We start from the raw sequence: 26,783 nt of genomic DNA on the forward strand, positions 1-26,783 counted from the left end.
GCACGGCGTGCGCAGTACGATGATCGGAACCCCGTTTCGGTGCGGGGTCCCGTGACTGAGGAGATGCGTGCCGGTGCCTGCCCGACTTCCTTCGTGGGCCTGGGTGACCGGGCTGACCGTGGGAGCGATAGCCGCGGTGACGGTCCTGGGCGTGCAGGCGGACCGGGGCTCGCACCCCACCGCCACCTCGGCCAAGCCGAGCAGCACGGCCTCGGCGCAGCCCACCCCCACGGCGTCGGCCCCGGCGAGGGTGCCCGACGGCTCCGGCACCGGCCGGCGCGTCGTCTACTCCCTCGGCGAGAAGCGGGTCTGGCTGGTGGACGCGAGCGAGGCGACCCGCCGCACGTTCACCGTCTGGCCGGGCTCGGTCAGCCCCGACCCGGGCAGCTACACGGTGTCGTCGCGCAACGCGGCCACGACCGGCTCGGACGGCGTGCAGATCGAGCACATCATGTACTTCGCCGCGAAGTCAGGCATCTCGGTCGCCTTCTCCAACGCCGTCGACGGCGCCTCGCCGCCGCCCGCCGCCTCCGGCACCAAGACGGGCGGAGTCAGGATGCGGAAGGCGGACGGCACGGCACTGTGGGCGTTCGGCACGGTCGGCACGACCGTGACCGTGGTCAAGTAGCGGGCGTCTCCCTCGGGGCCGAGAGCTGGTTGACGATCAGCACGACTCCGCTGAACAGGAAGATGCGGGTCGCGGCGTCCAGCCCGTTCCAGTTCTTCGACTGCCACATCGAGAACCACTCACCGCCGATCGCGATGAACCCGGCCCCGAACAGCAGCATCACCATCAGCAGCCCGTACGTGGACATCCGCCGGGCGCGCAGATCATCGCGTCTGGCCCACAGCCAGCTCCCGTATATGAGGACCAGCGCGGCGATCGTCTCCCAGGCGATGATCCCGACGTAGGCGGCGTCCTGGAGCCCCTGGCTCGTGACGGCCCGCCACATCAGGTCCTCGTCCTTGAACGTGGTGTCCATGGCCAGCACGTGGCGGACGAACTGCTGGTTGGTCCCGAAGTCGGTGATGTTCCCGAACGCGACGAGCGCCATGTAGAGGGCGATGGTCGCGGTGAGCAGGGTGGCGGCGAGCGACAGGGCGCCGCGTTGGGGGGTGGAGGTGATCATGTCGGTCATTCTCCCCAAGCGCGGCCGTCCGGTGTACCCCGCCGGTCAGCGCCCTGCCGTGAACTCCAGGAAATCGGCCCAGACTTCAGCGGGGAACGCCAGGCGGGCGTCCTTGGTCTTGGAGTCGCGGATGTGGATGGTGAGTTGAGGGGAGGGGGATATGGCGGCTTCGACGCAAGCAGGACCGTCGTTGCTGCTGTAGCTGCTCTTGAACCATTCGAGCTCAGTGGTCACGTCTCTTCTCCCAGAACTTTCTCAATGAAGGCGAGGGACTCCCGCGGTGAGAGGGCCTGCGCCCGGATCATTCCATAGCGCATATCCAGAACCTGGGCGTCGCGAGGGTCGCTGATCACGCGGTTGTGCAGGTGGGCCTCGAAGTGCCCCAGCGTCTTGCCTTCCTGGAGTTTCAGGACCCCGAACGGCCCCGCCATGCCCGCGTGATCCTCCCGATCCGTTGGCATGACCTGGATCGACACATGACGCAACTTGCCGACCTCCAACAGGTGTTCGAGCTGTTGGCGCAGCACCATTCTGCCCCCGATCGGCCTCCGCAGCGTCGTCTCTTCCTGGACAAAGGTGATGAGCGCCCGCGGCGCGCGATCGAACACGGCCTTCCGTGCCATGCGTGCGGCGACGTGCCGCTCGATCTCGTCCTCTGTGAAAGCCGGACGCCTCATGGCGTACAGGGCCTGGGCGTACTCCGGCGTCTGGAGCAGTCCGTTGATCTGGTGGTTGTCGTAGGCTCCGAGCTCGACGGCCTCCTCCTCCAGCCTTGCCAGGTCCCTCACCTTCTTCGGGTACCGAGCCTTCTGGACGTCCTCCTTCATCGCCGACAGTTTGCCGCCGGCACCGAGCACCTCATCGGCCTTGTCCAGGAAGTCGGACTTGGGAACGCGCCGCGCCCGCTCCACGGACGACACCATCTCCTCCCCGTACCCGATGGCCGCCCCCAACTCCGCCTGCTTCAGACCCGCGGCCTCGCGCCACATCTTGATCTGCCGTCCGACCGTCCTGAGCACAGCCGCCGCTTCCTCGTCCTCCACGCCTTCCCCTCCTGACGTACGAGCCGTACGACCCCGCCACGCGTCCGGACAGTCACGCTCCGTACCGAGGTCGTTGCTGTTCAGAGTAGGGACGGACGACCACGCTGGGTGACATGAGTCGGAAATCCCTCGCTGAAATCAGCACCCCCGTACGCCACTTCACGATCCAGCTGTCCGCCACTCGAAGAGGTGCTCGACTGGCCCGCCTGCTCGCCGAACGCCAGCTCGACGAATGGGGCGAGACGTACGACGCCGCCGCACAGGTGGTGGCCGAGCTCGCCTCGAACGCGGTGCTGCACGGACGCGTCCAGGGCAGGGACTTCCGGCTGACGCTGAAGCTGCACGCCGACCGCACGCTCCGTATCGAGGTCACCGACGCCCGGGGCGACCGGATCCCACAGCTCCCGGGGCCGGTCGTGGACGACACGGAGAGCGGGAGAGGGCTGCGGATCGTCTCGGCGTACGCGCATCGGTGGGGTGTGGTGGAGGCGCCGGCTCACGGCAAGACCGTCTGGGCCGAAGTGAGCCTGGAGCAGGAGGACTTGCCGGGGCCCGCCGTCTAGGCTGATCCGATGGACGTGGGGGCGGTGCTGATTGCCGTGGCCGGTGTGGCGGGGACGCTCGGGGGTGCCCTGCTCACTCAGCGCGGCGCCGAGAAGGCCAAGCGGCGCGAGCTGGAGACGGCGCAGGCGCTTCAGGAGGCGCGGGAGAGCCGTGAGTTGCGGCGGAGCTGCTACTCGGGCCTGCATCGCGATGCACGGCAGTTCTGTACGGCGCTCAGCAGGCATCTGTACGTCATGCGCGACCGTACGCCCGGTGACGAGGACATCCAGGCGCTGGAGTCCGCGAAGGACACGTACCGCGACCGCTGGTCCGAGGCGCTGATGATCGCGCCGGACGGTGTGGTCGCCCCGGCCCGGGAGGTGAACGGCGCCCTGAACCGGGTGTACGGACAGGTCAAGCGGCTGGAGCAGGGAAACCCTCGGCCCGGCGAGACCCTGCGGTCGGCCGCCGAGGCGCAGCACGGCGTCTGGCCGCTGATCGCCGCCATGCGGGAGGCGATGCGCCGGGACCTGGGTGTGACGGAGGGCTCCGGAGCAGATCACGCGGTGGAGATGCCCTCCTACTACGGTGACTCCACCGCCCTGCTCCGCGACTTCGGGGAGCAGGACCGCACCCCGTGACGGAGATCGGCATGAGTGAGCAGCGCAAGGTGTCCGAGGAGGCCGGGGAGGTCCGTCGGTTCTGGGGTCGGCTCGGTCTTCCCGGGTTGATCGACGTGCACACCCACTTCATGCCCGAGCGAGTCCTGCACAAGGTGTGGGCCTACTTCGACACCAACGGGCCGCTGGTCGGCGGGCTGGAGTGGCCGATCACGTACCGGAAGGCCGAGGAAGAGCGGGCGGCACTGCTGCGGGAGTTCGGCGTGCGGGCCTTCACTTCGATGCTCTACCCGCACAAGCCCGGCATGGCCGGGTGGCTGAACGGCTGGGCCGCCGACTTCGCCCGCCGCACTCCAGACTGCCTGCACACCGCCACCCTCTACCCCGAGCCGGACGTGGAGACGTACGTCCGCGAGGCCGTGGCGGCGGGGGCGCGTGTGTTCAAGGCGCATGTGCAGGTGGGCGCCTACGACCCGGCCGACGAGCGGCTCGACCCGGCGTGGGGAGTGCTGGCCGAGGCCGGGACACCCGTGGTGATGCACTGCGGCTCCGGGCCCGCGCCCGGCAAGCACACCGGCCCCGAGCCCGTCGCGCGGGTGCTGGCGCGGCACCCGAGGCTGCGGCTGATCGTCGCGCACATGGGCATGCCCGAGTACGAGGAGTTCCTCGGCCTCGCCGAGCGGTACAACGAGGTGCGGCTGGACACGACGATGGCGTTCACGGACTTCACCGAGGGCTTCATGCCGTACCCGCGTGCGGCCCTGCCCCGGTTCGCGGCGCTCGGCGACCGCATCCTGTTCGGCTCCGACTTCCCCAACATCCCCTACCCGTACCTGCACCAGCTCCAGGCCCTGGAACGGCTGGGGCTCGGCGAGGAGTGGCTGCGGGCCGTGTGCCACGACAACGCGGCCGCGCTGTTCACCGCAGCAGATCCACATACGTGTCCGTCCCCGGCACCGTCGGGATGAACGGGGCCACCAGCTCCACCCTGCCCAGGCCCGACTCCGTCACCGCCGCGTCGAGGTCCGTGAAGTGGGGGTTCCAGCACTCCCTCGGGTCCGATTGGAGGAACCACAGGAGCGTCAGGCGGGTGTCGATGCCCTCGACCTGTTTCACGTAGGTCATGCGGTCGCCCGGGAGGGGCGTCGGGCTGAAGACCGTCACCAGCGCGGCCGGGGAGCCGGCCAGTCGTTTGGGGAGGTGGCGGGTGCGCAGCCACTCCAGGAGCGGGGCGCGCTGCCCGGGGGTGTCCGCCTCGACGACCTGGAGGACCAGGCCCGCGTAGGGGTGGTCGAGGGCGTGGACGTCCCGGGGGCCGGCCGCGCCGTCGCGGTACACCGTCGCCTCGTGGTTCTGGAACGCCGTGAGGACGTGCGTGCGGTCGTGGTAGACGCGGGCGTCCCGGTTGAGGCGCTTGTTGATGGCGACCGTCCAGCGCATGTGGTCGTCGTAGCGGCCGGCGGTGATCCAGTACGTGGAGAGGTAGCAGCCCGCGGTGACCGGCTGGGCGATCGCCGACTTCTCGGGGTAGCGCAGGAGTTGGAGGTCCCGGGTCGCCACCCAGCGGCGGCCCGCGTACATCCAGGGCATGGCCATCGCACCTGCGTAGTAGTGGTCGTCCTCGTACCAGCGGTTGTAGGCGTACTCGTGGCCGGGATGCGGCTCGACCATGGTGATGAGGGCGTGCCCGGGGTGGGTGCCGTAGGGGCCGACGGCTGCCAGTTCGGCGTACAGCTCGCTGCGGGTGTCCTCGCTCATGGCCTTCCCCTTCGTCGGTGGCTCGCTCATACTCTGACGCTCCGTCAGATAGAACGCCAGGGTCCGGGTCCGGGGAGGTCTCGCCATGTCACTGCTCGCGGGGAAGACGGTCGTCGTGTCGGGGGTCGGGGCCGGGCTCGGGCGGCAGGTCGCGGCGGCCGTCGTGCGGGACGGCGGGCGGGCCGTGCTCGGGGCCCGTACGGAGGCGAACCTGGCGAAGGCGGCCGCCGAGATCGACCCCGGCGGGGCGTGCACCGCGTACCGCGCCACGGACATCTCCGACGAGGCGCAGTGCGAGGCGCTGGCGGCGGTGGCACGGGAGCGGTTCGGCGGGATCGACGCCGTCGTCCATGTGGCTGCGTTCGACGGCTACTTCGGCGGACTCGAGGACGCCGACTTCGAGTCCTGGCGGTCCGTCCTCGACGTGAACCTGCTGGGCACGCTGCGGATGACCCGGGCCTGTCTGCCGTCGCTCAAGGAGGCCGGCGGGTCCGTCGTGTTCGTCGGGACACAGTCGGCGGTGGCCGCCCCGTCGCAGGTGCGGCAGGCGGCGTACGCGGCGTCGAAGGGGGCGCTGACGAGTGCGATGTACTCGCTCGCGCGGGAGCTCGGGCCGCACCGGATCCGGGTCAACACCGTGCTGCCCGGCTGGATGTGGGGGCCGCCGGTGCAGGCGTACGTCCGGTTCACGGCGCAGACGGAGGACGTGGACGAGGCGACCGTCCTGGAGCGGCTGGCCGGGCGGATGGCGCTGCCCGAGCTGGCCACGGACGCGGACGTGGCCGATGCGGCGGTGTTCCTGGCGTCGGACCGGGCGCGGGCGATCACCGGGCAATCGTTGCTGGTCAACGCGGGGGAGCTGATGCGATGAACTGAGACGATCGGTTCATGTAGATGAACCAAGGCCATCACGCCGAACGATTTTGCCTCCCCTTGACCTTACGGTTACTTGTCGTGTCCACGCGGCAGCACTCACGATGAGCGCCGGGCTGATCCCTGGGAGGGCGCACATGAACGGTCTCGACTGGGCCGTGCTCATCGGCTACTTCGCCGTGATGGTCGCGATCGGCGTCTGGTCGCACAAACGCGTCGACAACGTCAGCGACTTCTTCACCGCCGGCGGCAAGATGCCCTGGTGGCTGTCCGGCATCTCGCACCACATGTCGGGCTACAGCGCGGTGATGTTCACCGGGTACGCGGGCATCGCCTACACCTACGGCGTCACGTCCTTCGTCACCTGGTCCTTCCCCATCGCCCTCGGTATCGCCATCGGATCGAAGCTGTTCGCGCCGCGCATCAACCGGCTGCGCTCCCGGCTCCATGTGGCCTCCCCGCTGGAGTATCTGAAGAACCGCTACGACCTGAAGACCCAGCAGGCGCTGGCCTGGTCCGGGATGCTGCTGAAGATCGTGGACGTGGGCGCCAAGTGGGCCGCCATCGCCACCCTGCTGTCCGTCTTCACGGGGATCTCCCTCAACCAGGGCATCCTCATCACGGGCGGCATCACGGCGATCTACTGCACGATCGGCGGCCTCTGGGCGGACGCGCTGACCGAACTCGGCCAGTTCATCATCCAGTTGCTGGCCGGCATCGCGATGTTCGTGGCGGTGTTCGTACGCCTCGACGACCACGGCGGCTTCTTCGGCGTCTGGGACTCGCCCGAGCTCCAGGGCCACGAGAAACCGCTCGTCGGGCCCTACGGCACGGTGTTCCTGCTCGCGTTCCTCTTCATCAAGCTCTTCGAGTACAACGGCGGCATGCTCAACCAGGCCCAGCGCTACATGGCCACGCCGAACGCCAAGGAAGCCGAGCGCTCCGCCCGCCTCTCGGCGATCCTCTGGCTGGTCTGGCCGCTGGTGCTGTTCTTCCCCATGTGGATGTCGCCCCTGCTGGTCGAGTCGCAGAAGCCGGACGGCTCGGACTCCTACGCCCTGATGACCGAACAGCTCCTGCCGCACGGCCTGTTGGGCCTGGTCATCGTCGGCTTCTTCTCGCACACCATGGCCATGTGCTCCTCCGACGCCAACGCCATCGCGGCGGTCTTCACCCGGGACTGCGCGCCGGTGATCTGGGCGCGGGCCCGGGCCTGGAACCAGAGCCAGGGCCTGCGGGTGGCCCGCATCGCCACCGTCGTCTTCCTAGGTCTGTCCATGGCGGCGGCGACGCAGGTCAACTCCCCCGCCTTCAAGGACATCATCACGGTCGTCATCAAGTGGGTGGCCGGACTGATGGGCCCGATGGCGATCCCGATGATGCTGGGCCTGCTGCGGGCGTTCCGCCGCTCCGGCCCGACGGCCGCCCTCGCCAGCTGGTCGATGGGTCTGCTCGCGTTCTGGCTGGTGAACTACCCGATCAACTGGAACGTCGAGGGCGGCGTGCCGCTCCAGTACCAGGTGTCGATCCCGCTGGCCGTCTCGCTGGTCCTGTACATCCTGGTCGGCTACATCAGGCCGGAGGACACTCCGGAGCGGCTGGCGATCATCGAGAAGATCAACACGGACGACGACGGCGCGGCATCGGCCGCCGTCCCGACCCCGGCTGGTCCGGCGGACGAGGTGGTACGGACGACGACCAGGGATTGACTGCTCCCCTCAAGGCCGACCGCTCCATCCGGTCGGGGTCACTCGGCCTCGAGGGCGCGGCATACAGTCAAGCCCTTGCAAGGAAAAGGCAAAGCCACCGCAAAGGGTGTCCATCGAGATCCCGGACAGACGGGGCAAGATCGAACACATCTCCCGCCGCTCACTCTGTGACGGATGTTAATTTTCACCGCTGCTCTGACTTGACCACCAGAGCCACAGAAAAGAAAACAAACGGGAGAAAATGTGCGTAAGTTGGCAGTAGGCGCCCTCGCGGCTGGCCTCTTCGCCATGGGGGCGGGCACGGCATTCGCGGCCTCGTGGCACGACATTCCGACGCTCTCGACCGGCGGCGCGAAGTTCCACCATGGCCAGTACAAGTGGCACCCCGCGGGCGTGAACCACGGCGCCTTCGAGTGGAAGGGCCAGCTCCAGGACGCCGATCACGGTGACGGCCACAATGTGTACGTCCAGGTGAAGGTCGAGGGCTACGACTGGAACCGCTACGACGGCAAGCAGAAGAAGACCGTTCCCGTGGGCGCCTCCAACTGGGCGCCCCCGCAGCGCTACACCGACGACGCGTACATCCGTGTCTGCCGTGACAAGGGTTCGTTCAACCCGGACAACTGCTCGACCACCAAGCACTACCAGAGGTAAGCGCAACCACAGCTCCACGTACCGGGCCCAGGCTTGTCTCCTGGGCCCGGTCGCTTCTTTGGGGGAAGCCATCAGTACGTCAGAAGTCCTGACCGCCACGGGCATTGACCTCTCCTACGGCGAGCAGCTGGCTGTCAGTGACGCCCATCTCTCGATCTCCCGGGGGGAGGTCGCGGCCATCACCGGACAGAGCGGATCGGGAAAGTCCTCGCTGCTGTACTGCCTCGCGGGAGTGCTGCCTCCGGCGCGCGGACAAGTGAGGTTCGAAGGGCAGTCGCTCGGGGATCTCACCGATGACGAGATCAGTGAACTCCGCCGTGAACGCTTCGGCTTCGTCTTCCAGTACGGCGAACTGCTCCCGGAGCTGACCATCGAGGAGAACACCGCCCTGCCACTGCGCCTGGCCGGGCAGCGCAAGCGGCCCGCGCTCGCGGCCGCCGGCGAGGTCCTCTCCCGGCTGGGACTCGGCGAGCTGCGCGAGCGCCGTCCGTCGCAGGTGTCAGGTGGTCAGAACCAACGCGTCGCCGTCGCACGGGCCCTGGTCCACCGCCCGGCCGTCGTGTTCGCCGACGAGCCGACCGGGTCACTGGACAGCGCCAACGCATCCGCCGTACTGAAGGAGTTCCTCGGCCTGGCGCGTTCGCAGGGCACTGCCGTCATCCTGGTCACCCATGACCCCACCGTCGCCGCACAGGCCGACAGCCACTACACGATGTCCGACGGAGTCCTCACCCCCCAGGGGGCGGTGTGAGGGAGCTCCTGCTCGGTCTGCGCCTGCTGTTCGGCGCGGGCCGGGGCAACCGCATACGCTTCTTCCTCATGGCGGCCGGCGGCTCCCTCGGGGTCTGCTGCCTCGCCCTCGTCCTCACCATCCCGCAGATCCTCGACGCGCACGACGGTCGGGCCGCCGCGCGCCAGCCGCGGACCACTTCCGCCCAGGCCGCGGGTTCCACTCTGCTCCTTCAGCGCACCGACCCCTACGGCTCCAAGGCGTTCACCCGGGTGTTCATCGCCAAGGGGACCGAGAACGCCGGCAAGTTCCCGCCAGGGCTGAAGGAGCTCCCCGACCCCGGCGAGGTGGTCCTCTCTCCCCGCGCACACGACCTGCTGCGTGACCAGCCCGGCATCAAAGGACTCCTGCCAGGTCACGAGAAGGGTCTGATCGGCGCGAGAGGGCTCGCCCATCCCGACGAGCTGTTCGCCTACATCGGCACGACACGTGACAAGATCGCCGACGATGGCCGCGCCCTGAAAGGCTGGGGATACGACTACGCCCCCTTCCCCGCCGTCGAACCCTCGACCCTGACCTACATCCGCTTCGCCCTCGGATCACTGGTCCTGCTCCCCCTCGGCATCTTCCTCTCCGTCTGTGCCCGGCTCTCCGCCGCCAGCCGGAACCGCCGCCTCGCGTCCCTGCGCCTGCTGGGCCTGAGTACCAAGGGCACCCAGCGGGTCAACGCCGCCGAAACCGTCGTCGCGGCCCTCCTCGGCGCGCTTCTCGGCCTCGGTGAGTACTGGGTCCTCAACCAAGTCATGACCCGGACCGGGCTGCCCAGTCTGAGGTGGTACCCGGCCGACGGCGCGCTGTCCGTGACGACCATCGCCGTCTGTCTGATCGGGTGCCCGCTCCTCGCCTGGTTCGTCGGCCGCGCCAGCGCACGCGAAGCCGCCGCCAATCCCCTGGCGGTACGCCGCACCGCCGCCCCCAAACGCCCCACCAAGTGGGGCGGTCTGCTCCTGGTGACCGGCTTCGGTATCGTCGCCGGCTACTGCGCCACCGGCTTCACCGACCACCCCGCCAACAGCCTCGGCCTGAACGCCATCGTGATGCCGGCGGGCATTCTGCTGACGGGCCTGGGGCTGGTGCTGACGCTGCCTCTGATCTCCTACAGCATCGCTCGCGGGCTCGCGCGCACCACCCAGTCCCTCACCCTGAACCTGGCGATGCGCCGCAACGAGGTCGAGCCGGGCAGCACCATGCGCGTCGTCACCGGCCTCGTGCTGCTCGTCTTCTCCGCCTCCCTCGCCCAGGGCGTCCTCATCCAGCTGGAGCAGGTCACCCGGCCGTCCGCTCCCGTGCAGGACTACTCCGTCCCCCTGACCTCGCTGACCACGCGACAGCAGCACGAAGTCGCCGACGTACCAGGGGTGCGCGCGCACGCGGTGACGGTGATGTCCTGGACCGACCCCGACGGGCCCTCCGACCAGCCCTGGGCCAGCGCCGTCGTCGCCACCTGCGACCAGCTGACCAAACTGGTACGGCACTCCGAGGGCTGCGTGGACGGCAAGGTGATGCGGCTCAGCGACCCGAACGCGGGCACCGGCCAGGGCGCGCGCCCTGGTGACGAGCTCCCGTTCCGCCTGTCAAAGGGCGGTCGTGTCACGACCCTGACCATCACCCTTCCGCAAGACGAGATCACGTACAGCGCCTACGACCCGTCGGCGGTCCACGGAGCTGACGTGCTCATCCCGCCGTCGGCCGTGCTCGCCGCGGCCCGCCCGCAGGGGGCGCAGTACGTCCTCACCGGCAGCTCCGACCACGACGAGGTCCGCAAGGTCCTCGACGGTATCGCCGCCGTCGCCCCGACCGTCGCGGTCGAACCCATCGGCGTGAACATCGAGGGCCTCCAGCAGATCGCCGTCCTCGAGACCCTGCTTGCCGTCGGCATGATCATGGGTCTCGTCATCGGGACCGCGGCCTTCGTCGTCTCGGCGACCGACCGGGCGGTGGAGCGGCGCCCTCAGGTCACCGCCGTCACGCTGATCGGAGCACCGGCGCGGACGATGCGAGCCGTGCAGTGCGTACAGGTCGTGCTGCCCCTGAGCGTCGGGCTCGTACTGGCGCTCGTGACGGGAAAGCTCGCCGAGTCCTGCTATCTGATCACCGGGGGCAGTGAGATCTACTGGGACTCCGCCGGTCTCCCGGTGCTCGCGCTGGCGGCAGTGGGCGTGGCGGCCGTGTCCGCCGTCGGCACACTTCCGCTCGTAGGACGGCGCATCGACCCGGAACTGATCCGCCGCGACTGACCACGCGCGCTCAGCCGCCGACGGCTCACCGGCGACGCGGGCTCAGGCCCTCGGGTAGCGGGCGAGCCACCCCGGCGACGAGCCGGCCGGGCCGTGCAGGGCCGGGCCCTGGGTCATCTCCATGGCGAAGTCGTCGGCGAGTTCCAGGATGGTGGGGCGGCCCTCCAGCTCGGCCAGCCAGGCCGGCGGCAGGGCCGTCTCTCCGTGCAGGGCACCCAGCAGGCCGCCGGTCAGCGCGCCGGTGGTGGCGGACGGGCCGTCGTGGTTCACCGCGAGGCACAGCCCGTGCCGGACGTCCGCCGCGACCAGCGCGCAGTACACGGCGGCGGCCACGAGTCCCTCCGCCGTACCCGCCCCGCTCAGCTCGGCCACGCGCTCCGGGCCCGGCATGCCCTGCCGCACCGCGCCCAGCGCATGTTGCAGCGCGTCCGACACCGGTTGGTGCGCCGGCCGGACGGCCAGCAGTCCCAAGGCCCGCTGCACGGCCGCGTCGAGGCTCTCGCCCAACGCCAGCGCATGCACGATCACGGCGTACGCACCCGCCGCGAGCGAGGCCGTGGGATGGCCGTGGGTCTGCGCGGCGCACTCCACGGCGAGCTGGACGACCAGTTGCGGCTCCCAGCCCACGAGCAGCCCGAACGGGGCCGACCGGGCGGCGGCCTCGGCCCCGGCCTCCCCGGGGTTCTTGGGCGCCTCCGGGGTCCCCATGGTCTCGTCGCCGAGCCCCAGCAGCAGGGCGCGGCTGGGGTCCCGGCGCGCGTACAGCCACTCCTCCCGCGCCAGCCACCCGTCTTCCTTGCGGCGCTCGTCGGGCCCCCAGTCGCGCTGCGTGGCGGCCCAGCGCAGATACGCCCGGTGCAGGTCGGTCGGCGGATGCCAGGCGCCGGTGTCCCGCCTGACCTGGGCTCGGATCAGCCCGTCGACGGAGAACAGGGTGAGCTGGGTGAGGTGCGTGACCGCGCCGCGTCTGCCGTAGGCGGGGGCCAGGTCCACCAGGCCCTCCGCCCCGTGCGCCTCCCGAACGGCGTCGACCGTCAGCCCGTCGACCGGCGTGCCCAGCGCGTCTCCCACGGCCACGCCGAGGAGGGTCCCGCGCACCCGGCTGCGGAAGTCCTGCTGCTCTGTACGGCCCCAGACGGCGCCGGCAGTCGCACCCACCTAGACCTCCCCGGGGCACCGTTCACACGTACGACAGCTCAGCACTGTAATCGAACGGGAACGAGGGGTTCAGAGGGGAGCGACGGACCGGTTCAGCGCAGTTCCTCCGGGCACGGCGTGCCCCGGGGGAACTGGTACGGCGCCGCCAGACGGTACGTCCCGGCCTTCGGGGCCAGCAGCTCCGTCCACTTGTCGCCCTGCGCGTCCTCCTCCGTCTCCGCCAGGCAGCCGTTGACGTTCACATACGTCTTCGGCTCATCCTCGGGACGGCTCCGGGACTCCTCCGTCTCCTGCGGCGGCTTCAGGCTCTTGCCCTCCGCGTCGACGATGCTCAGCCACGGCGAGTACGGGATACGGACCAGGACCCGGCCCGCCTTCTTCACCTGGAGGACCATCTCGCCCTGCTCGGCCCGGTCGACCACGGCGTTCGGCTCGGCCAGCGGGGTCGGGGCGGTCACCCTGAACAGCTGCCAGGTGTCGTTGCCCCAGATCTGGGTCAGATACGGCAGCCCGCGCCGCACCAGCGCCCGCTCCCGCTGACCCCCGTCACCGTCCGGCTCGCCCTTCGGCAGCACGACGTAGTGCACCGCCCAGCGCTTCAGCCACTCGTGGTAGTTCGCCGAGTTGAGGGTGTCGTCGTAGAAGAGGGGGTTGCGCTCCATGTCGGCCTGGCGGTTCCAGCCGCGGGCCAGATTGACGTACGGGGCGAGCGCGGAGGCCTCGCGGTGGGAGCGGGCGGGGACGACCTCGACCCGGCCCTTCTCGGCGCCGACCTCCTGCAACTCGTTGACGAGCGGCGCGAGCTCACGGGACCAGGACGCCGCGGGCGCCGTGTGCACGATGTCGTCGACCGTCTTGAAGCCGATCCATACGCCGAAACCGCAGAGCGCCACGACGGCCGCGTACCACTTGCGGCTGCGCGGCACCGTGAACGGCAGCGCGGCGACCAGCGCGACCCCGGCGAACAGCATCGCCAGCCGGGTGATGTTCGACCCGATCTGGGAGCTGATCAGCCACACCAGCACGACCCCCAGGCCGTACACGGCGGCCGTGAGCCGGACCGTCTTCCAGTCCTGCGGCACCAGCACATAGGCGAGGACCGAGAACGCCAGCGGCAGCAGCACCGAGCCGATCATCATCGGCTGCGTGCCGGAGAACGGGAACAGCCACGCCGACACCGCCACCACCGCGCTCGGCGCCAGACCCAGCGCCCACGCGCCCGGCCGCCGCTTCTGCAGGAACAGGGCCACCGCCACCAGACCCACGAACAGGCCCGCGACCGGCGACGCCATGGTGGCCAGCGCGGCCAGCGGCGCCGCGCTCAGGGCCTTCGCCCAGCGCTTGTACCGCCACCGGTACGGCCAGCAGAACACGACGGCGACCGCGCCGAGCGCGAACATCATGCCGAGACCGAACGTCACCCGCCCGGACACCGCGTTGCAGAACAGCCCGAACACGCCCGCCATCGACGCCCACAGGGGGTTGAGCACGGAGCGGCTGCGCAGGAGGAGCAGGGTCAGCAGACCGGCGGAGACCGTCCCCGCGATCATCATCGTCGTCCGCACGCCGAGCACCGACATCAGATACGGCGACACCACGCTGTACGACACCGGGTGCATGCCGCCGTACCAGGCGAGGTTGTACGCCGAGTCCGGGTGCCGGCCGACGAACTCGGCCCACGCGTCCTGCGCGGCCAGATCGCCGCCGCTGTTCGCGAACGTGAAGAACCAGAGGATGTGCAGCGCCGCGGCCAGGCCCGTGACGGACAGGACCGGATGCCGCAGCATGCGCTCACGCAGCGCCAGGACGGGGGCGGGCCACTCGAACCGCGAGCCGCTGTCACGGCCGCCGCCTTCAGTTGCCGGGACGGCCTCCGGCGTCTCGTCTTCCGGCGTCTCGCGTTCCGGCGTCTCGCCTTCCGGTGTTTCGGGCAGGCGTATTCGCGGGCCTGGTACCGAGCCCGGTTCGGCGTCGTCTGCGCGTGTCGGCTCCGCAGTGGCCACTCGAAGGCACTCCCCGTGTCCCGTCTTCTGTTCTCGGCTTCCGCTGCCGCGCCGCCGCGAGCGGCGACCTGTCCCGGTTCGGGACGCTAGCACGCACCCCGCCGGTCAGCGCCCGGACGGGCCGTCGCCGGCGGAGTGCGGTGGTGCGACCGCCCCGGGGTCAGCCGAGGCGCGTGAGCTTGGCCGCGAAGCCCGGCTCCGCCAGGTCCTTCTGGAGGGCGACCGGGACCTTCACGGCACTGGTCGTGCCGTCACCGACGGTGAGCGTGCCCACCTTCGTGCCGGCCTTGGCCGTGTGCGGCAGGTCGTCACCGGCGAACGTCAGCTTGACGGACAGGCCCGCCCAGCCGACGGCCGTGACGTCCTCGGTGACGGCGACCGGCGTACGGCCGCCGAGACCGTCGTCCGCGTATCCGACGACGTCGCCCTTCTTCAGGATCGTCGCCGACTCCAGCGCGCCCTGCGCGGCCCGGATCAGCTTGTCGCCCTCGTGGAGCGCGGCGCCCAGGATCGTGTTGTCGGGGCCGCCGGCGGGTTGGCGCACGACCGCGCCGATGATCCGGTGGACCTCACCGTTCACGTCCTTCCTGGCCGAGAAGACGAGGTTGCCGAGCGCCGAGGTGGTGGTGCCGGTCTTGATGCCGGTGACGTCGTTGTAGCCGACCAGGCGGTTCCAGTTGTCGTGCTTCTTCTGCTTGTAGTCGACGTACGACATCATCGTCGCGACCTCGCGGAACGCCGGCTGGAGCATGGCGGCCTTGGCGAGCTTCACCTGGTCCACGGCCGTGGAGACGGTCGTGTTGTTCAGGCCCGACGGGTCGGTGTACGTCGTGTTCTTCATGCCGAGGTCCTTGGCGGCGTCGTTCATCTTCTGCACGAACGCCTTCTCGGATCCCGCGTCCCAGCGGGCGAGCAGTCGCGCCACGTTGTTCGCGGACGCGATCAGGATGCTCTCCAGGGCCTCCCGCTCGGTGATCTTGTCGCCCTTGGTGACGTCGACGGTGGACTCCTGCCCGGCGTCGGACTGGTCCTGCGCGGCCTGGTCGATCAGGATCTTCGGGCCGTCCTCACCGCTCTTGAGCGGGTGGTCGCGCAGGATGACGTAGGCGGTCATGACCTTGGCGACGCTCGCGATCGGGACGGGCTTCTGCTCGCCGGAGGACCCGAACGTGCCGATGCCCTGGACGTCCAGCGCGGCCTGGCCGTCGGTGGGCCAGGGGATGTCGACCTTGCCGCCCTCGAAGGTGTAGCTGTCCTTGGCGGTCAGTTCGAGGGTGGGGGCGGGGAGCGGGCGCACGCTCTGCACGACCGCGAAGACGACGACCAGCAGCAGCACCAGCGGCGTCCAGATCTTCACCCGCCGGGCCGCCGTCCGCAGCGGGGTCTCCGGGGGCGGCGGGGTGTTGGTCAGCTCGGCCAGCAGATCCAGCGGCGGCCTGGGCGGCAGCGGCTGCTGCGTGGTCCGCTCGGGGCCGACGGTGGGGACGGGCGCGGTGGCTTCGGCCGGGGCGACGGGCTTCTTCGCCGCCGGGTCGTCCAGGGGCTTGAGCGCGACGAACTTGCTGGTCCGCTCGGCGTCCTTCTCCGGGACGTCCTTCTCCGGGACGTCCTTCTTCGGAGCGTCCTTCTTCGGGGCGTCCTTCTTCGGAGCGTCCGTCTTCGGGAGGTCCGACTTCGGGAGGTCCTTGGCCGCGCCCCCGAGCTTCAGCATGGTGGTGGGCTGATCGACCGGCGGCCGCAGGGTCTTGAAGACGGCGGTGGGCTGGTCGACGGGGCGTTCGGCGGGGGCGTCGTCGTCGGTCGAGCCGTCAGCCTTGTCCGGCTCGCTCGACTTGGGGCCTTCGTCCGGGGCCTTGGTCTCGGCGGCGTCGTTCTCGGCGTCGGCGGTCTTGGGGGCGGCGGCTTTGGGTGCCGTCTTGGCCGCGGGGGCCTTCGACTCGGCCTTGGCGTCGCCGGAGACCCGCGGGTCGGCGGGCTTGGAGGCGCCGTCGCCGGTCTCCTCGTCGGCCCCGGCGGTGCCGGTGCTGCCGCCCTTGGCGGAACGGTCCGCCTGGGGCTCGTCGGCGTCGTCCGCGGCGTCCTGGGCCACCTTGTCGCGCCTAGCCTCGCGGCGGTCGTCGGAGTCGTCCGCGCCGTTGTCCGCGTCCTCGGCGTCCTCGGCGTCCTCGGCGTCCTCGGTGTCCTCGGTGTCCTCGGCGTCCTCGGCGTCCTCGGTGTCCGACGGGGCCTTTGACGCCCCTGCGGCCTTCCCGGCCTCCTGGGTGTCCGTGTCGGCCTCGGCGGGCTCGTCCGTGCGCTCGGCGGCCTCTCGGGCGTCCTTGGCGTTCTTGGCGTCACCCTTGGCGGCGGCGGACTCCTCGCCCCCGTCCGCCGAGGCGACCCACGCGGCGACGGCATCCCGCAGCCGCCCGTCGCTGCCCTCGGCGTCGGCGGCCTCCTTGTCGGTCCCGGACTCCTCGGACCCTTCGGAGGAGCCGGAAGCGCCCTCCCCGGCGTCAGCCGCGGCCTCCTCGGTGCCCGAGTCGCTCACGTCCCCCTCGGCGTCCGAGTCATCACTCGCACCGCGCTCGGCGGACTCGTCCGCGTCCTCGGCGTCCGAGCCGCTCCCGGACCGCCCGGCGTCACCCGCGGCGCCGTCGGCCGCGTCCGCCGCGCCCTCGGTGCCCGAGTCGCTCTCGGCCCCCTCGGGGTCCGCGGCACCCGCAGCCCGCCCGGTGTCGCCCGCGGTGCTCTCCGTGTCCGAGTCGCTCTCGCCCCGGTCCGCGTCGTCCTCCGGCTCCGAGTCGCCCGCGGCGCGCCCGGTGTTCTTCGGCTCCTGGGCCGTGCGTGTGGACAGCACGCGCGTCGCCGTATCGGCACCGCCTCGTGCCGAGGACCTCTCCGCGTCCCGGGCGACCGCGAGCCGCGGGTCGGCCGCTTCACTCCTGGCCTCCGGAACCGGACTCGCGCTCCCCGACGTCCTTCGTGCCGACGACTCGCGCTGCTTCGACCTGTCGGGGGACTCGCCCGCCACCGATGCCTCCTCCTCGCGCCGCTGATCCCCGCGTGCGCGTACCGAACCGTGAACCGCCGCCCGTGACACCGCTCCGGCGCTGTCCGAACCATGTACCAGTGTCCTGTGTGCGGGCCAAACCCATCCGGTAGACGAGAACGACATACCTACTGGTTCCACTACGAACCGGTCACGCACCCTCGACAGACCAATGTGAGAGGGGTCACCCTGTCTTTCATCCACGCGGGGAGGCATGGATGGGCAGGAGCCGCAGAACACTTCCGGAGGAGCTTCTGCTGCTGGCGTTGGACCCGACCACGGGTACCACCGCACAGCCGCAGTCGCTCGACCTCGGTCTGGCCGGAGCGCAGCTAGTGGAGCTGGCGCTGGCCGGACGGATAGCCCCAGACGGGGATCGTATCGCCGTGGTGGCCCCACGGCCGACTGGAGATCCAACTTTGGACTGCGCGTTGGAGTTGCTGCGAAGGCGTGGCGCTCCCGTACGTGCGGTGAACTGGATTGGCGGGCCGCGTCTCGGGCTGCGCCAGACCTACCTCTCGCATCTGGAGCGGTGCGGCATGGTGCATGCCGTGGCGGGCCAGATGTGCGGGGTGCTGCCGACGACTCGCTACCAGGCGACGGACACCGAGATCAGCCGGGAGATCAAGGCCCGGCTGGACTCCGCGATCCGCACCGGCGTCCCGCCGGACCCGCGGACCGCGGCACTCGCCGCCCTCGCCCACGCGGTCGGCCTCGGCAAGCACCTGTACCCGGGCAACGAGGGACGCTCCTCTCGCTCCCGGCTCAGGGACCTGATCAGGCACGACCCCATGGGCGGTCTCGTCGCGCACGCGGTGATGGACGTCCAGAACGGCGTCGCGGCCCAGCCGCGCCGCAACCCGGCACCGTCCGGCCGTCAGGCCGCCGGCGGCACCAGGCCCGCAGCGGAGCCCGCCCGAGGCGTTCCGATGCAACCGCGCCACGGGAGCATGGCGCGCGTCGCGGCCCACTGAGCCGCGCCGCACCCGCACGACCTACGACCGGACCACGCACCACGGGACCCACCGACCCGGTCACGGGAGCCGCTGTCCGAGCGGGGCGGAGAGAGCACACACTCTCTCCGCCCCGCTCGGCGTGCCGTGCCCGAACTGGCGTGTACCCGTCGCATATCCACCGTTTCCCAGCGGTAGTAAGCACCTTGGTGGCAGTCTGCTCAACAGCAGATACGCAAAGTAGAGGCACGCAGCCGGAGGTGCACGTCCCGTGGCGTCCAATGTCAATCCCACCGTCAGGCGGCGCCGGCTGGGCCAGGAGCTCCGCAGGCTCCGTGAGCTCAAGGGCATGACGGCCGAAGAGGTGGCCGAGCGGCTGCTGGTGTCGCAGTCGAAGATCAGCCGGCTGGAGAACGGCCGGCGCAGCATCAGCCAGCGCGACGTCCGCGACCTGTGCGGGGTCTACGAGGTCGAGGACCAGCGCATCGTCGACTCGCTGATGCAGATGGCCAAGGACTCCCGGCAGCAGGGCTGGTGGCACGCCTTCGGGGACATCCCCTACAGCGTCTACATCGGCCTGGAGACGGACGCCGAGTCGCTGCGGGTCTACGAACCCCAGATCATCACCGGCCTGTTGCAGACCCGGGCGTACGCCGAGGCCATCATCCGCGGTGGTTCGCCCGAGGCCTCGGACGCCGACAACGACAAGCGGGTCGAGGTCCGGCTGCGCCGCCAGGGCCGGATCACCGCCGACACCGAACCGCTGCGGCTGTGGGTGGTCCTGGACGAGGCGTCCCTGCACCGGATCGTCGGCAGCCGGCCGGTGATGCGCGAGCAGCTGGAGCACCTCATCGAGATGTCGCAGCTGCCCCACATCACCGTGCAGGTCCTGCCGTTCGAGGTCGGCGCGCACGCGGGCATCAACGGCCAGTACTCGATCCTGGAGTTCGCCGACGCGGCCGACTCGAGCGTGGTCTACATCGAGGGCGTCACGAGCGACCTGTACCTGGAGAAGCCGCTCGACGTGCAGAAGTACACGGTGATGTACGAGCACCTGCGCGCCCAGTCGCTCAACGTGGACCAGTCCCGGCAGCTCATCGAGAACGTCGCGAAGGACTACGCGCGCTGAGCCGCCGCCGGATGACCTTCCGTCGGGCAAAGCGCGGGATGTTACACCCGTGACACGCCTGACTGGAAGTGTCCTCTGGAATATGCCATCCAGTCGAGTGAATGACTGCTCCGAACGAGGATGTTGGCGAGTAGCGTCGATCACGCCAACCACCAGCACAGGTTGGCGTAAACGCAACTGGCAACGGAGCGAACATGGCAATTCGTCTGGGCGCCACGGAAACGTGGACGACGTCCTCCTACACCAACAACAACGGCGCATGCGTGATGGTCAGGTCGACCGTCGACGAGGCCCTGGAGCTCGGGGACACCAAGGTCCCCGAAGGTCCCAAGCTGGCGTTTCCCGCCGACGCGTGGAGCGCCTTCGTGGCCTCGGTCAAGGCCTGACCCCGCGATCACAGCGCCACAAGCACCACCGACAGAGCCCTCTCGACCAGCATCGCCGTCCTTGCCGAGAGGGCTCCGCTCGTGCCCGGAGATCCCTGAGGGAGCTCAGCTCACCGGGAACGCCACGTCACACACCGGGTCCCCGGGCCCCGTCGCCGCCCAGTCCGCGAAGTAGAGCTCCCGGCAAGGGCCCGTCGCCGTCAGCCCCCGCGCCTCCACCCACTCCTCCACCGCCTCGAACGCGGCCAGGATCTGCGGGTACGCCACCTGCGCCTTGGTGATCCTGGTGTACGCCAGCCGCCGGGCCGGCTCCACCCGCACGGCCGTCTCCCACGCCCGCCCCCGACGCTCCGCCCACGCCCGGGCCGCCGCCTCGTCGGCCACCGGCACACACGCCTCCGCGGGCCCGTCGCTCTCCATCGACACCTCCGCGTGATAGGCGACGTACGGCACCCCGGCCACGCCCCCGCACTCCCGGGCCGCCTCCTCCAGCCGGCCCAGCGCCGCCCCGATCCACGCCGGCAGCTCGTCCGCCAGCGTGTGCCGCTTCTCGGAGATCACCACCTGCGCAGGTGTCTCCACCGTCTCGACCGCGAACTTCCCGTGCATCTCGGAGCTCCTCCCCGACAGCCGTCCACGGAGGTACTCGGCGAGCGTCCGCTGCCCCGCCACCCGCGCCTCGACATCCGCCCAGTACGCGCCGAGCAGCTCGGCGGCCCGGGCCCCGTCGCCCGCCTCGACCACCTCGGCGATCCGGGCGAGCGGCATGTCCAGCTGCCGCAGCATGGCCACGAGCCGGGCCCGTTCGGCCTGGCCGACGCGGTAGTAGCGGTAGCCGGTCACCTCGTCGACGTGCGCCGGCGCGAGCAGGCCGAGCCGGTCGTACAGCCGCAGGGCCTTGGCCGACAGGCGGGCGCGCGCGGCGAACGCCCCGATGGTGAGCAGCTCCAGGTTCCGTTCCGGTCCGTCCACCACGGCATCCTCCGTCACCGGGCGGCTCTTCCGCCCGATGACGAGGACGCTCGGGCCTGACCCAGGGGCAAGGTCAAGCAGCGGGCCGTCAGGCCAGCTGGGCCTCGATCGCCGCCACGACCTCGGCCGCGTCCGGCTCGGTCTGCGGCGAGAAGCGGGCGACGACCTGCCCGTCGCGGCCGATGAGGAACTTCTCGAAGTTCCAGCGGATGTCGCCGCTGTGCCCTTCGGCGTCGGCGAAGCCGGTCAGGCGCTCGTACAGCGGGTGCCGGCCCTCGCCGTTCACCTCGACCTTCTCGGTCATCGGGAACGTCACGCCGTACGTGGCCGAGCAGAACTCCGCGATCTCGTCGGCGCTGCCGGGCTCCTGCCCGAGGAACTGGTTGCAGGGCACACCGAGGACGCTGAAACCGCGCCCGGCGTACTGCTCGTGGAGCTTTTCCAGGCCCGTGTACTGCGGGGTCAGGCCGCACTTGGAGGCGACGTTCACCACGAGCACCGCCTTGCCCGCGTACTGGGACAGGTCGGCCGGGCCACCCTGCAGCGCACCGATCTCGACGTCGAGGGGAGAGGAACCGTTGGTAGTCGTCATGAGCAGACCCTAGCTCCGCCGGGTGCCGGACCGGTTGCGGGCCTCGGTGGCCTCCACCAGGACCTGCCCCGCCGCCGTCCGCGAGTACAGCACCGACCTGCCCGCCCGTCGCCGCTCCACCAGACCAGCGTCCAGCAGCACCCGCAGATGCCGCCCGACCGAGCCGAGACCCTGCCCGGTCACGGCGACCAGCTGGCTGGTGCTCAGCGGCGAACCGAGCCGGACCAGCACCCCGGCACGGGCGGTGCCGAGCAGCGCGCCGAGGCTCGCGGGCACGGGCCTGCCGCCGGGGTCGGCGAGCGCCCCGGCGCACGGGTAGACCAGGGCGTACCGGTCCGTGCCCTCCCAGGCCACCCAGCCGATGCGCTGCGTCGTGATGGGCACGAACACCAGCTCGGCCCCGGACAGCTCGCGCGGCGGGTATTCGTGCGCGTTCACCTGGAGCCGGTTCTCCCCGAGCCACTGCGTGCCCGGCCGCAACGTGTCCAGCGCGCTCGCCCAGCCGCCCCGGCTGACCTGCGCGGTCCGCGCGACCACATCGGCCTCCAGGACGCGCCGGCGCTGGGGCCAGTACGGCAGCACGGCCGTGGTCCAGACCCACGTCAGCAGGTCCGCGGCGCGCTCCGGCAGGTCGCCCCGGTACAGCCGGGCCGGAACCGGGCCGCGCAGCGAGACGGTGAGGTCGGCGCGGGCCGACTGCGGATCGGCCGCCCGCACCCGCCCCACCCCCTGCTCGAAGGTCTCCCCGTCGCGCGGGGCGGGGGAGAGGAAGTCGGCCGTCCACTCCCGTCCGATCCCGGCACGGACCAGCTGCGCGGTCACCGGGTCCCGCGCGAGGCGCCGCCGGTAGTCCGGCAGATGGGCGTCGAGCCACCGCCGCTCGCCGGGATGCGCCGCCTCGGCCCCGTGCAGCAGCCGCAGACTCGCGAAGGCCTCGGCGAACGGCGAGATCACGAACCGGCTCCCGGCCAGGGTGTCGGCGTTGATCTGCCACCAGCCCACGGGCCGCCCCCTCCCCGAGGTTTCGCGTCTGCGCGAAACAATAACCACGCGGACAGGGGCGTCGAAGACTCCGCGTATGCGCAGCTACCGCGATCTGTTCCGCACGCCCGAATTCACCCCGTTCTTCCTGGCCGCGTCGGCGCAGACGGTCGCCCAGACCATGGGCGGACTGGCCCTGGGCACCCTGGTCTACCGGGCGACCGAGTCACCGCTGCTGTCCGCGGTGAGCATGTTCGGCTCCTCGCTGGTGCAGGTGCTGGGCGCGACCTTCCTGCTCTCCGCCGCCGACCGGCTGCCCCCGCGTGCGGCCCTGACGGCCCTGCCCCTGCTCTTCGCCGCGGCCACCGCCGCCCTGGCCCTGCCCGGCCTGCCCCTCTGGGGCCTCTTCGCCGTCGTCCTCGCCAAAGGGCTGGCGGAGTCCGTGGGCGGGGGAGTGCGCTGGGGTCTGCTCAACGAGGTCCTCTCCAAGGACGGCTATCTGCTCGGCCGCTCGGTGTTCAACATGATGAGCGGCCTCATGCAGATCGCCGGCTACGCGACCGGCGGCGCCCTCGTGGCCCTGCTGTCCCCGCGGCCGGCCCTGCTGGCCGCCGCCGCCCTGTACGTCGTGGCGGCCGTCGTCGTCCGGTTCGGCCTGACCCGCCGCCCGCCCCGCACGACGGGCCGCCCCTCGGTGTCGGCGACCTGGCGCGCCAACGCGCTGCTCTGGTCCTCCCCGCCCCGCCGCCAGGTCTATCTGGCCCTGTGGATCCCCAACGGCCTGGTCGTCGGCTGCGAATCCCTCTACGTCTCCTACGCCCCCGACTCCGCGGGCACCCTGTTCGCCTGCGCGGCGCTGGGCATGCTCGCCGGTGACGTGCTGGTCGGTCGCGTCCTCCCCCCGCCTCTGCGCCCCCGCCTCGGCTTCCCGCTCCTGCTGCTCCTGGCCGTCCCGTACGTGCCGTTCCTCCTGCACCCGGCGCTTCCGCTCGCGGCGGCCGCGGTGACACTGGCCTCCGTGGGGTTCGGCGCGAGCCTCGTGCAGCAGGAACGACTGGTGGCCCTCACCCCCGACGAACTGTCGGGGCACGCCCTGGGACTGCACTCGGCGGGGATGCTCACGACGCAGGGGGCCGCGGCGGCACTGGCGGGATCATTGGCCCAACTCACCTCCCCCGCCCAGGCGATGACGATGATGGCCGTGGGGTCGGCGGGAGTGACGGTCCTGCTGATGCGTGCGGGGAAGCGGGAGGAGCTCAGGACGGTGAGCTGCGCGACCGGCTCAGGAGGGTGAGCCGCCGAGGACCGACGCCGTCCCGGCCTCCACGAACACCTCGGGAACCTCGTTGTCCGCCACGACCCGCGACAGCAGGACGGCCAGCCGGTCCCGCTCCGCGCCGCTCAGCCCGGACGGCAGTGCCTCCATGCGACGGCAGGTCTCGGCGTAGAACTTCTCGGCGAGCGCGGCCCCTTCGTCCGTCAGACCCACCCGCACGGCCCGCCCGTCGCGCGGGTCGCCCTCCCGCCGTACCAGTCCGCGCCGCACCGTCCGGTCCACCAGCCCGGTCAGGCTGGACTTCGCCAGCCCGAGCGTCTCGCCGAGCTCGCTCATCCCGTACGGCTGGGGCATCAGCACGCACAGCAACTGCCCCTGCTGCGGCGTCAGTCCGTACGCCCGGCTCGCCTCCGCGTACACACCGTCGACCAGGAACGCCGCGCGCACCAGCGCGGCGACGACCCCCACCTGCCCGGCTGCCCCGTTCCCCATCGGCTCAGGGTACCGACCGGTAGGTCCACGCACGGGGCGTGCGGGTCGCTCCTGCGTCACTCCTCGGCGGGGGCCTCGCCCTCGATGAGCCGTTCCGCGATGTCGTCGGCCCACTCCTGGGCCCAGCGGCGCAGCCCGGCGACGGACGGTCCGTCGAGGCCCTGCACGGTGAACGCCCTGTCGTCGAGCCATTCCGTGCCGGTCAGCCGGGCCTGGAGGTCGGTGAGGTCGAAGGTGTCGGGGGCGTGGCGGCGGCCGAGCTCCTCGAGTTCGGGGTGGCTCCAACGGGCCGAGGCGGCCCGGACGTCGACCAGGTCGCGCGCGAGACCGCGGTCGGCCAGGTCCCGCACCCGGGTGCCGACGAGGTCGTCGAGGGAGAGCGCCGGCCCGAGCTCCGTCTCCACGGGCGGGCGCCACAGCACCTCCTTGTGGAGGGCGACCTCGCACTCCACACCGCTCGGCGCGTCGGTCACGAGGAACTGGGCGGACAGTGGCCCGGCCTCCAGGGTCTGCACCATCCAGCCGCGCCCCACCAGCCCGCTCCGGACGGCGTCCGCGACGCCCTCCAGCGCGGCCGGGTGCTCGGTGGCCACGTCCACGTCCGGCCCGGTCCGCTCCACCAGCCCGTGCGCCAGCGCCGCGTACCCGCCGGCGAGGACGAGGGAGTAGGCCTCACCCACCGCCAGCAGATCACCGAGAAGCCGACCGATGGGCTCGGGGACGGCGGGAGCGTCGGGCATGTCCTGATTATCCCGTGAGGGCGGTGGAGAGCTGAGGCGACCGGCCCGGACGGGTGACAGGGGACTGGCCCGAGGCGCCCTCCCGGAGGCGCGGGGAACTGCGCGATCGGCCCCCACCCCGCCGCACCGGACCACGCGCCTACGCCTTCCGCCCCACCCCGCAGTACGCGTCCACGGCATCGGAACCGACCCCGGAACCGGCATCACCGGAAATCTCAGGCCGCCACTCGGAAACCCTCACCACGCCCGGCTCCACCAGCTCCAGCCCGTCGAAGAACCCGGCGATCTCCGCGACCGGCCGGACGTAGTACGGCACCGCCCCGCTCGCGTTGTACGCCTCCGACGCGGCGATCATGCCCTCACTGGTCGCGGTGCTGTCGCTGATCACCAGGTGGCTGCCGGACGGCAGCCCGGCCATGAGCCGCCGCACCAGCTCACGCGCCTGCTCGTAGTCGGCGACGTGGCCGAGGGTGTTGAGGATCATCAGGCCGACCGGCCGGGACAGGTCGAGCGTGCCGGCGGCGGCCTTCAGGACGGCCTCGGGGTCGTACAGGTCGGCGTCCAGGTACGCGGTCCTGCCCTCGCGGGTGCTGGTGAGCAGGGCGTTGGCGTGGGCCAGCACGATGGGGTCGTTGTCGACGTAGACGATCCGGGCGTCGGGTGCGACGCGCTGGGCGACCTCGTGCGTGTTGTCGGCCGTCGGCAGCCCGGTGCCGATGTCCAGGAACTGGCGTACGCCCTGCTCACCGGCGAGATGGCCGACGGCCCGCCCCAGGAACCGGCGGCTCGTGACCGCCACGTCGACGAGGCCCGGGAAGATCGACTTGATCTGGTCGCCGATCTCGCGGTCGACCTCGTAGTTGTCCTTGCCGCCGACGAAGTAGTTCCAGAAGCGGGCCGAGTGCGGCTTGGAGGTGTCGATGCGGTCGCGCGGGCTGTCGTCGGACACGGCGGGGCCTCCTGGGGGGCGGGGAAGGGACACCGGCCCACCAACCTAGGCGAACTTCCAGGAGGAGTACGGATGTTGCCACTCCCCGGGGCCGGCCCGCCGTGGGGTTTCGGCCACGGCCCGCTGGTGCTACACCCCGCGGGAGGCGATGCCGCCCAACTCGCCGCCACTGTCGTGCCCGCGGCCCTGGGTGACCAGCCAGAACGCCCATGCCAGGGACCACAGCAGCAGCCCGGCGGCGATCGGCGTACCGAAGATGATGAGCAGCCCGGCTCCGATGTTGGCTCCGATGCCCCCGGCGGTCAGGATCCGCCACCCCACACCGGCCATGAGCCCCAGCGCCACCAACGGCCCGAGCACCCCCCACCACCGCCCGTCCAGCGCCCCGCGCAGGGAGCTCCGCACGAGCACCACCGCACCGGCCACCGCCAGCACCAGCCCGAGCCCCCCGGCGACGGCGGCCACGCCGTCCCCGATGTCCCACGGCCGGAACGCGTAGTCCAGCTCACTCGCCGGCAGCCCGGCGTAGTTCTGCTGCCCCATCAGCCCCCAGGCCGCCACCGGCACTCCGCCGACGAGCGCGGCCCCGGCCGCCACGATTCCCCGATTCGTCATACGCCCAGGATCGGGGTGCGGTGCCGGGGGCGTCATGAGCACGCGTACTCAAGTACGACGTGCGTTCATGTGTCCGCACGTCGCCCGCCCCGGGCCGCCCCGCCGGAACGACCCGTGGCGCGGCGGCGGTGGCCGCCGCGCCACGGGCT

27 protein-coding genes are annotated in these 26,783 nt (G+C 71.1%); 13 read left to right on the plus strand and 14 right to left on the minus strand.

Annotated features, from left to right (window positions below; translation table 11 throughout):
• The first annotated feature begins 73 nt into the window (after window positions 1-73).
• Complete coding sequence (locus BJ965_RS21890) at window positions 74-628, plus strand: hypothetical protein (RefSeq protein WP_184910212.1); 555 nt, start codon at window positions 74-76, stop codon at window positions 626-628.
• Here BJ965_RS21890 and BJ965_RS21895 read toward each other — a convergent pair.
• The 3 genes from BJ965_RS21895 to BJ965_RS21905 are packed head-to-tail and all read right to left on the minus strand — an operon-like array spanning window position 621 to window position 2,173.
• Window positions 621-1,130: a DUF2165 domain-containing protein gene (locus BJ965_RS21895; RefSeq protein ID WP_184910213.1), complete on the minus strand. Its 510-nt coding sequence runs from the start codon at window positions 1,128-1,130 to the stop codon at window positions 621-623. The genes BJ965_RS21890 and BJ965_RS21895 overlap by 8 nt on opposite strands.
• 45 nt (window positions 1,131-1,175) lie before the next feature.
• Window positions 1,176-1,364 carry a DUF397 domain-containing protein gene (locus BJ965_RS21900; RefSeq protein WP_184910214.1) on the minus strand — a complete coding sequence of 63 codons (189 nt, stop codon included), beginning with the start codon at window positions 1,362-1,364 and terminating at the stop codon, window positions 1,176-1,178.
• Window positions 1,361-2,173 carry a helix-turn-helix domain-containing protein gene (locus BJ965_RS21905; RefSeq protein WP_184910215.1) on the minus strand — a complete coding sequence of 271 codons (813 nt, stop codon included), beginning with the start codon at window positions 2,171-2,173 and terminating at the stop codon, window positions 1,361-1,363. Before BJ965_RS21905 ends, BJ965_RS21900 begins: the two co-directional genes overlap by 4 nt.
• A gap of 113 nt (window positions 2,174-2,286) precedes the next feature.
• Here BJ965_RS21905 and BJ965_RS21910 point away from each other — a divergent pair, with 113 nt between their 5' ends.
• From BJ965_RS21910 to BJ965_RS21920, 3 genes are read left to right on the plus strand one after another with little or no spacing between them, the layout of a single operon-like run.
• Window positions 2,287-2,736, plus strand: coding sequence for an ATP-binding protein (locus BJ965_RS21910; RefSeq protein ID WP_184910216.1), 450 nt, complete (start codon window positions 2,287-2,289; stop codon window positions 2,734-2,736).
• Between the two features lie 9 nt (window positions 2,737-2,745).
• Window positions 2,746-3,357 carry a hypothetical protein gene (locus tag BJ965_RS21915; protein WP_246545942.1) on the plus strand — a complete coding sequence of 204 codons (612 nt, stop codon included), beginning with the start codon at window positions 2,746-2,748 and terminating at the stop codon, window positions 3,355-3,357.
• Window positions 3,358-3,368: 11 nt separating this feature from the next.
• Complete coding sequence (locus BJ965_RS21920; protein WP_184910217.1) at window positions 3,369-4,304, plus strand: amidohydrolase family protein; 936 nt, start codon at window positions 3,369-3,371, stop codon at window positions 4,302-4,304.
• Here the strand turns inward: BJ965_RS21920 and BJ965_RS21925 are convergent.
• Window positions 4,255-5,094, minus strand: coding sequence for a hypothetical protein (locus BJ965_RS21925; RefSeq protein ID WP_184910218.1), 840 nt, complete (start codon window positions 5,092-5,094; stop codon window positions 4,255-4,257). The two genes, BJ965_RS21920 and BJ965_RS21925, sit on opposite strands and share 50 nt — an antisense overlap.
• An 85-nt stretch (window positions 5,095-5,179) precedes the next feature.
• On the opposite strand from BJ965_RS21925, the gene BJ965_RS21930 reads away from it, so the two are divergent.
• The 5 genes from BJ965_RS21930 (at window position 5,180) to BJ965_RS21950 (ending at window position 11,357) form a co-directional block, all read left to right on the plus strand.
• A complete protein-coding gene (locus BJ965_RS21930) occupies window positions 5,180-5,965 on the plus strand; it encodes an SDR family oxidoreductase (RefSeq protein ID WP_184910219.1) in 786 nt (261 codons plus the stop codon).
• Window positions 5,966-6,104: 139 nt separating this feature from the next.
• Window positions 6,105-7,676, plus strand: a complete 1,572-nt coding sequence (locus BJ965_RS21935) for a sodium:solute symporter family protein (protein ID WP_184910220.1) — start codon at window positions 6,105-6,107, stop codon at window positions 7,674-7,676.
• Between the two features lie 243 nt (window positions 7,677-7,919).
• On the plus strand, window positions 7,920-8,330 hold the full coding sequence (locus BJ965_RS21940) for a hypothetical protein (RefSeq protein WP_184910221.1): 411 nt from the start codon (window positions 7,920-7,922) through the stop codon (window positions 8,328-8,330).
• Between the two features lie 58 nt (window positions 8,331-8,388).
• Window positions 8,389-9,081, plus strand: a complete 693-nt coding sequence (locus BJ965_RS21945) for an ABC transporter ATP-binding protein (protein ID WP_221513189.1) — start codon at window positions 8,389-8,391, stop codon at window positions 9,079-9,081.
• Window positions 9,078-11,357, plus strand: coding sequence for an FtsX-like permease family protein (locus tag BJ965_RS21950; RefSeq protein WP_184910222.1), 2,280 nt, complete (start codon window positions 9,078-9,080; stop codon window positions 11,355-11,357). The genes BJ965_RS21945 and BJ965_RS21950 overlap by 4 nt, the downstream gene beginning before the upstream one ends.
• A gap of 42 nt (window positions 11,358-11,399) precedes the next feature.
• Here the strand turns inward: BJ965_RS21950 and BJ965_RS21955 are convergent, their stop codons facing one another.
• The 3 genes from BJ965_RS21955 to BJ965_RS21965 all read right to left on the minus strand — a co-directional run bounded on the left by BJ965_RS21955 (window position 11,400) and on the right by BJ965_RS21965 (window position 17,531).
• Window positions 11,400-12,515 carry an ADP-ribosylglycohydrolase family protein gene (locus tag BJ965_RS21955; protein WP_184910223.1) on the minus strand — a complete coding sequence of 372 codons (1,116 nt, stop codon included), beginning with the start codon at window positions 12,513-12,515 and terminating at the stop codon, window positions 11,400-11,402.
• A gap of 92 nt (window positions 12,516-12,607) precedes the next feature.
• A complete protein-coding gene (locus tag BJ965_RS21960; protein ID WP_184910224.1) occupies window positions 12,608-14,518 on the minus strand; it encodes an MFS transporter in 1,911 nt (636 codons plus the stop codon).
• Window positions 14,519-14,678: 160 nt separating this feature from the next.
• Window positions 14,679-17,531 (minus strand): D-alanyl-D-alanine carboxypeptidase, encoded by a 2,853-nt coding sequence (locus BJ965_RS21965; protein WP_184910225.1) that lies wholly within the window; start codon window positions 17,529-17,531, stop codon window positions 14,679-14,681.
• 236 nt (window positions 17,532-17,767) lie between these two features.
• Here BJ965_RS21965 and BJ965_RS21970 point away from each other — a divergent pair, with 236 nt between their 5' ends.
• From BJ965_RS21970 to BJ965_RS21980, 3 genes are all read left to right on the plus strand, one after another.
• The gene (locus BJ965_RS21970; RefSeq protein ID WP_030849719.1) at window positions 17,768-18,523 is read left to right on the plus strand and encodes a GOLPH3/VPS74 family protein; all 756 of its coding nucleotides are present in this window, start codon (window positions 17,768-17,770) and stop codon (window positions 18,521-18,523) included.
• Window positions 18,524-18,773: 250 nt separating this feature from the next.
• Window positions 18,774-19,631, plus strand: coding sequence for a helix-turn-helix domain-containing protein (locus BJ965_RS21975; protein WP_184910226.1), 858 nt, complete (start codon window positions 18,774-18,776; stop codon window positions 19,629-19,631).
• 194 nt (window positions 19,632-19,825) lie between these two features.
• Window positions 19,826-20,017, plus strand: coding sequence for a DUF397 domain-containing protein (locus tag BJ965_RS21980; protein WP_184910227.1), 192 nt, complete (start codon window positions 19,826-19,828; stop codon window positions 20,015-20,017).
• Between the two features lie 105 nt (window positions 20,018-20,122).
• Here the strand turns inward: BJ965_RS21980 and BJ965_RS21985 are convergent, their stop codons facing one another.
• The 3 genes from BJ965_RS21985 to BJ965_RS21995 all read right to left on the minus strand — a co-directional run bounded on the left by BJ965_RS21985 (window position 20,123) and on the right by BJ965_RS21995 (window position 22,583).
• Window positions 20,123-21,007 (minus strand): MerR family transcriptional regulator, encoded by an 885-nt coding sequence (locus tag BJ965_RS21985; RefSeq protein ID WP_184910228.1) that lies wholly within the window; start codon window positions 21,005-21,007, stop codon window positions 20,123-20,125.
• A 70-nt stretch (window positions 21,008-21,077) separates the two neighbouring features.
• Entirely contained in the window at window positions 21,078-21,581 is a 504-nt protein-coding gene (locus BJ965_RS21990) for a glutathione peroxidase (RefSeq protein WP_246545943.1), read from the minus strand.
• A 9-nt stretch (window positions 21,582-21,590) separates the two neighbouring features.
• Window positions 21,591-22,583: an ArsR/SmtB family transcription factor gene (locus tag BJ965_RS21995; protein ID WP_184910229.1), complete on the minus strand. Its 993-nt coding sequence runs from the start codon at window positions 22,581-22,583 to the stop codon at window positions 21,591-21,593.
• Between the two features lie 76 nt (window positions 22,584-22,659).
• On the opposite strand from BJ965_RS21995, the gene BJ965_RS22000 reads away from it, so the two are divergent.
• Window positions 22,660-23,856 (plus strand): MFS transporter, encoded by a 1,197-nt coding sequence (locus BJ965_RS22000; protein ID WP_184910230.1) that lies wholly within the window; start codon window positions 22,660-22,662, stop codon window positions 23,854-23,856.
• On the opposite strand, the gene BJ965_RS22005 is transcribed toward BJ965_RS22000, so the two are convergent.
• From BJ965_RS22005 to BJ965_RS22020, 4 genes are all read right to left on the minus strand, one after another.
• Window positions 23,845-24,330: a MarR family winged helix-turn-helix transcriptional regulator gene (locus BJ965_RS22005; RefSeq protein WP_184910231.1), complete on the minus strand. Its 486-nt coding sequence runs from the start codon at window positions 24,328-24,330 to the stop codon at window positions 23,845-23,847. The two genes, BJ965_RS22000 and BJ965_RS22005, sit on opposite strands and share 12 nt — an antisense overlap.
• A gap of 56 nt (window positions 24,331-24,386) precedes the next feature.
• On the minus strand, window positions 24,387-25,070 hold the full coding sequence (locus tag BJ965_RS22010; protein ID WP_184910232.1) for a hypothetical protein: 684 nt from the start codon (window positions 25,068-25,070) through the stop codon (window positions 24,387-24,389).
• Between the two features lie 139 nt (window positions 25,071-25,209).
• Entirely contained in the window at window positions 25,210-26,019 is an 810-nt protein-coding gene (locus BJ965_RS22015) for an SAM-dependent methyltransferase (protein WP_184910233.1), read from the minus strand.
• Between the two features lie 129 nt (window positions 26,020-26,148).
• Window positions 26,149-26,634, minus strand: coding sequence for a hypothetical protein (locus BJ965_RS22020; RefSeq protein WP_184910234.1), 486 nt, complete (start codon window positions 26,632-26,634; stop codon window positions 26,149-26,151).
• Between the last annotated feature and the right edge of the window lie 149 nt (window positions 26,635-26,783).

The organism is Streptomyces luteogriseus, assembly GCF_014205055.1.
Lineage (GTDB): Bacteria > Actinomycetota > Actinomycetes > Streptomycetales > Streptomycetaceae > Streptomyces > Streptomyces luteogriseus.

Excerpts from the sequence above, each read along its gene's own strand:
- BJ965_RS21895 (WP_184910213.1), bottom strand. The coding sequence starts at position 1,130 with ATGATCACCTCCACCCCCCAACGCGGCGCCCTGTCGCTCGCCGCCACC.
- BJ965_RS21910 (WP_184910216.1), top strand. The coding sequence starts at position 2,287 with ATGAGTCGGAAATCCCTCGCTGAAATCAGCACCCCCGTACGCCACTTC.
- BJ965_RS21915 (WP_246545942.1), top strand. The coding sequence starts at position 2,746 with ATGGACGTGGGGGCGGTGCTGATTGCCGTGGCCGGTGTGGCGGGGACG.
- BJ965_RS21920 (WP_184910217.1), top strand. The coding sequence starts at position 3,369 with ATGAGTGAGCAGCGCAAGGTGTCCGAGGAGGCCGGGGAGGTCCGTCGG.
- BJ965_RS21925 (WP_184910218.1), bottom strand. The coding sequence starts at position 5,094 with ATGAGCGAGGACACCCGCAGCGAGCTGTACGCCGAACTGGCAGCCGTC.
- BJ965_RS21930 (WP_184910219.1), top strand. The coding sequence starts at position 5,180 with ATGTCACTGCTCGCGGGGAAGACGGTCGTCGTGTCGGGGGTCGGGGCC.
- BJ965_RS21935 (WP_184910220.1), top strand. The coding sequence starts at position 6,105 with ATGAACGGTCTCGACTGGGCCGTGCTCATCGGCTACTTCGCCGTGATG.
- BJ965_RS21970 (WP_030849719.1), top strand. The coding sequence starts at position 17,768 with ATGGGCAGGAGCCGCAGAACACTTCCGGAGGAGCTTCTGCTGCTGGCG.
- BJ965_RS21980 (WP_184910227.1), top strand. The coding sequence starts at position 19,826 with ATGGCAATTCGTCTGGGCGCCACGGAAACGTGGACGACGTCCTCCTAC.
- BJ965_RS21990 (WP_246545943.1), bottom strand. The coding sequence starts at position 21,581 with ATGACGACTACCAACGGTTCCTCTCCCCTCGACGTCGAGATCGGTGCG.
- BJ965_RS22000 (WP_184910230.1), top strand. The coding sequence starts at position 22,660 with ATGCGCAGCTACCGCGATCTGTTCCGCACGCCCGAATTCACCCCGTTC.
- BJ965_RS22005 (WP_184910231.1), bottom strand. The coding sequence starts at position 24,330 with ATGGGGAACGGGGCAGCCGGGCAGGTGGGGGTCGTCGCCGCGCTGGTG.
- BJ965_RS22010 (WP_184910232.1), bottom strand. The coding sequence starts at position 25,070 with ATGCCCGACGCTCCCGCCGTCCCCGAGCCCATCGGTCGGCTTCTCGGT.
- BJ965_RS22020 (WP_184910234.1), bottom strand. The coding sequence starts at position 26,634 with ATGACGAATCGGGGAATCGTGGCGGCCGGGGCCGCGCTCGTCGGCGGA.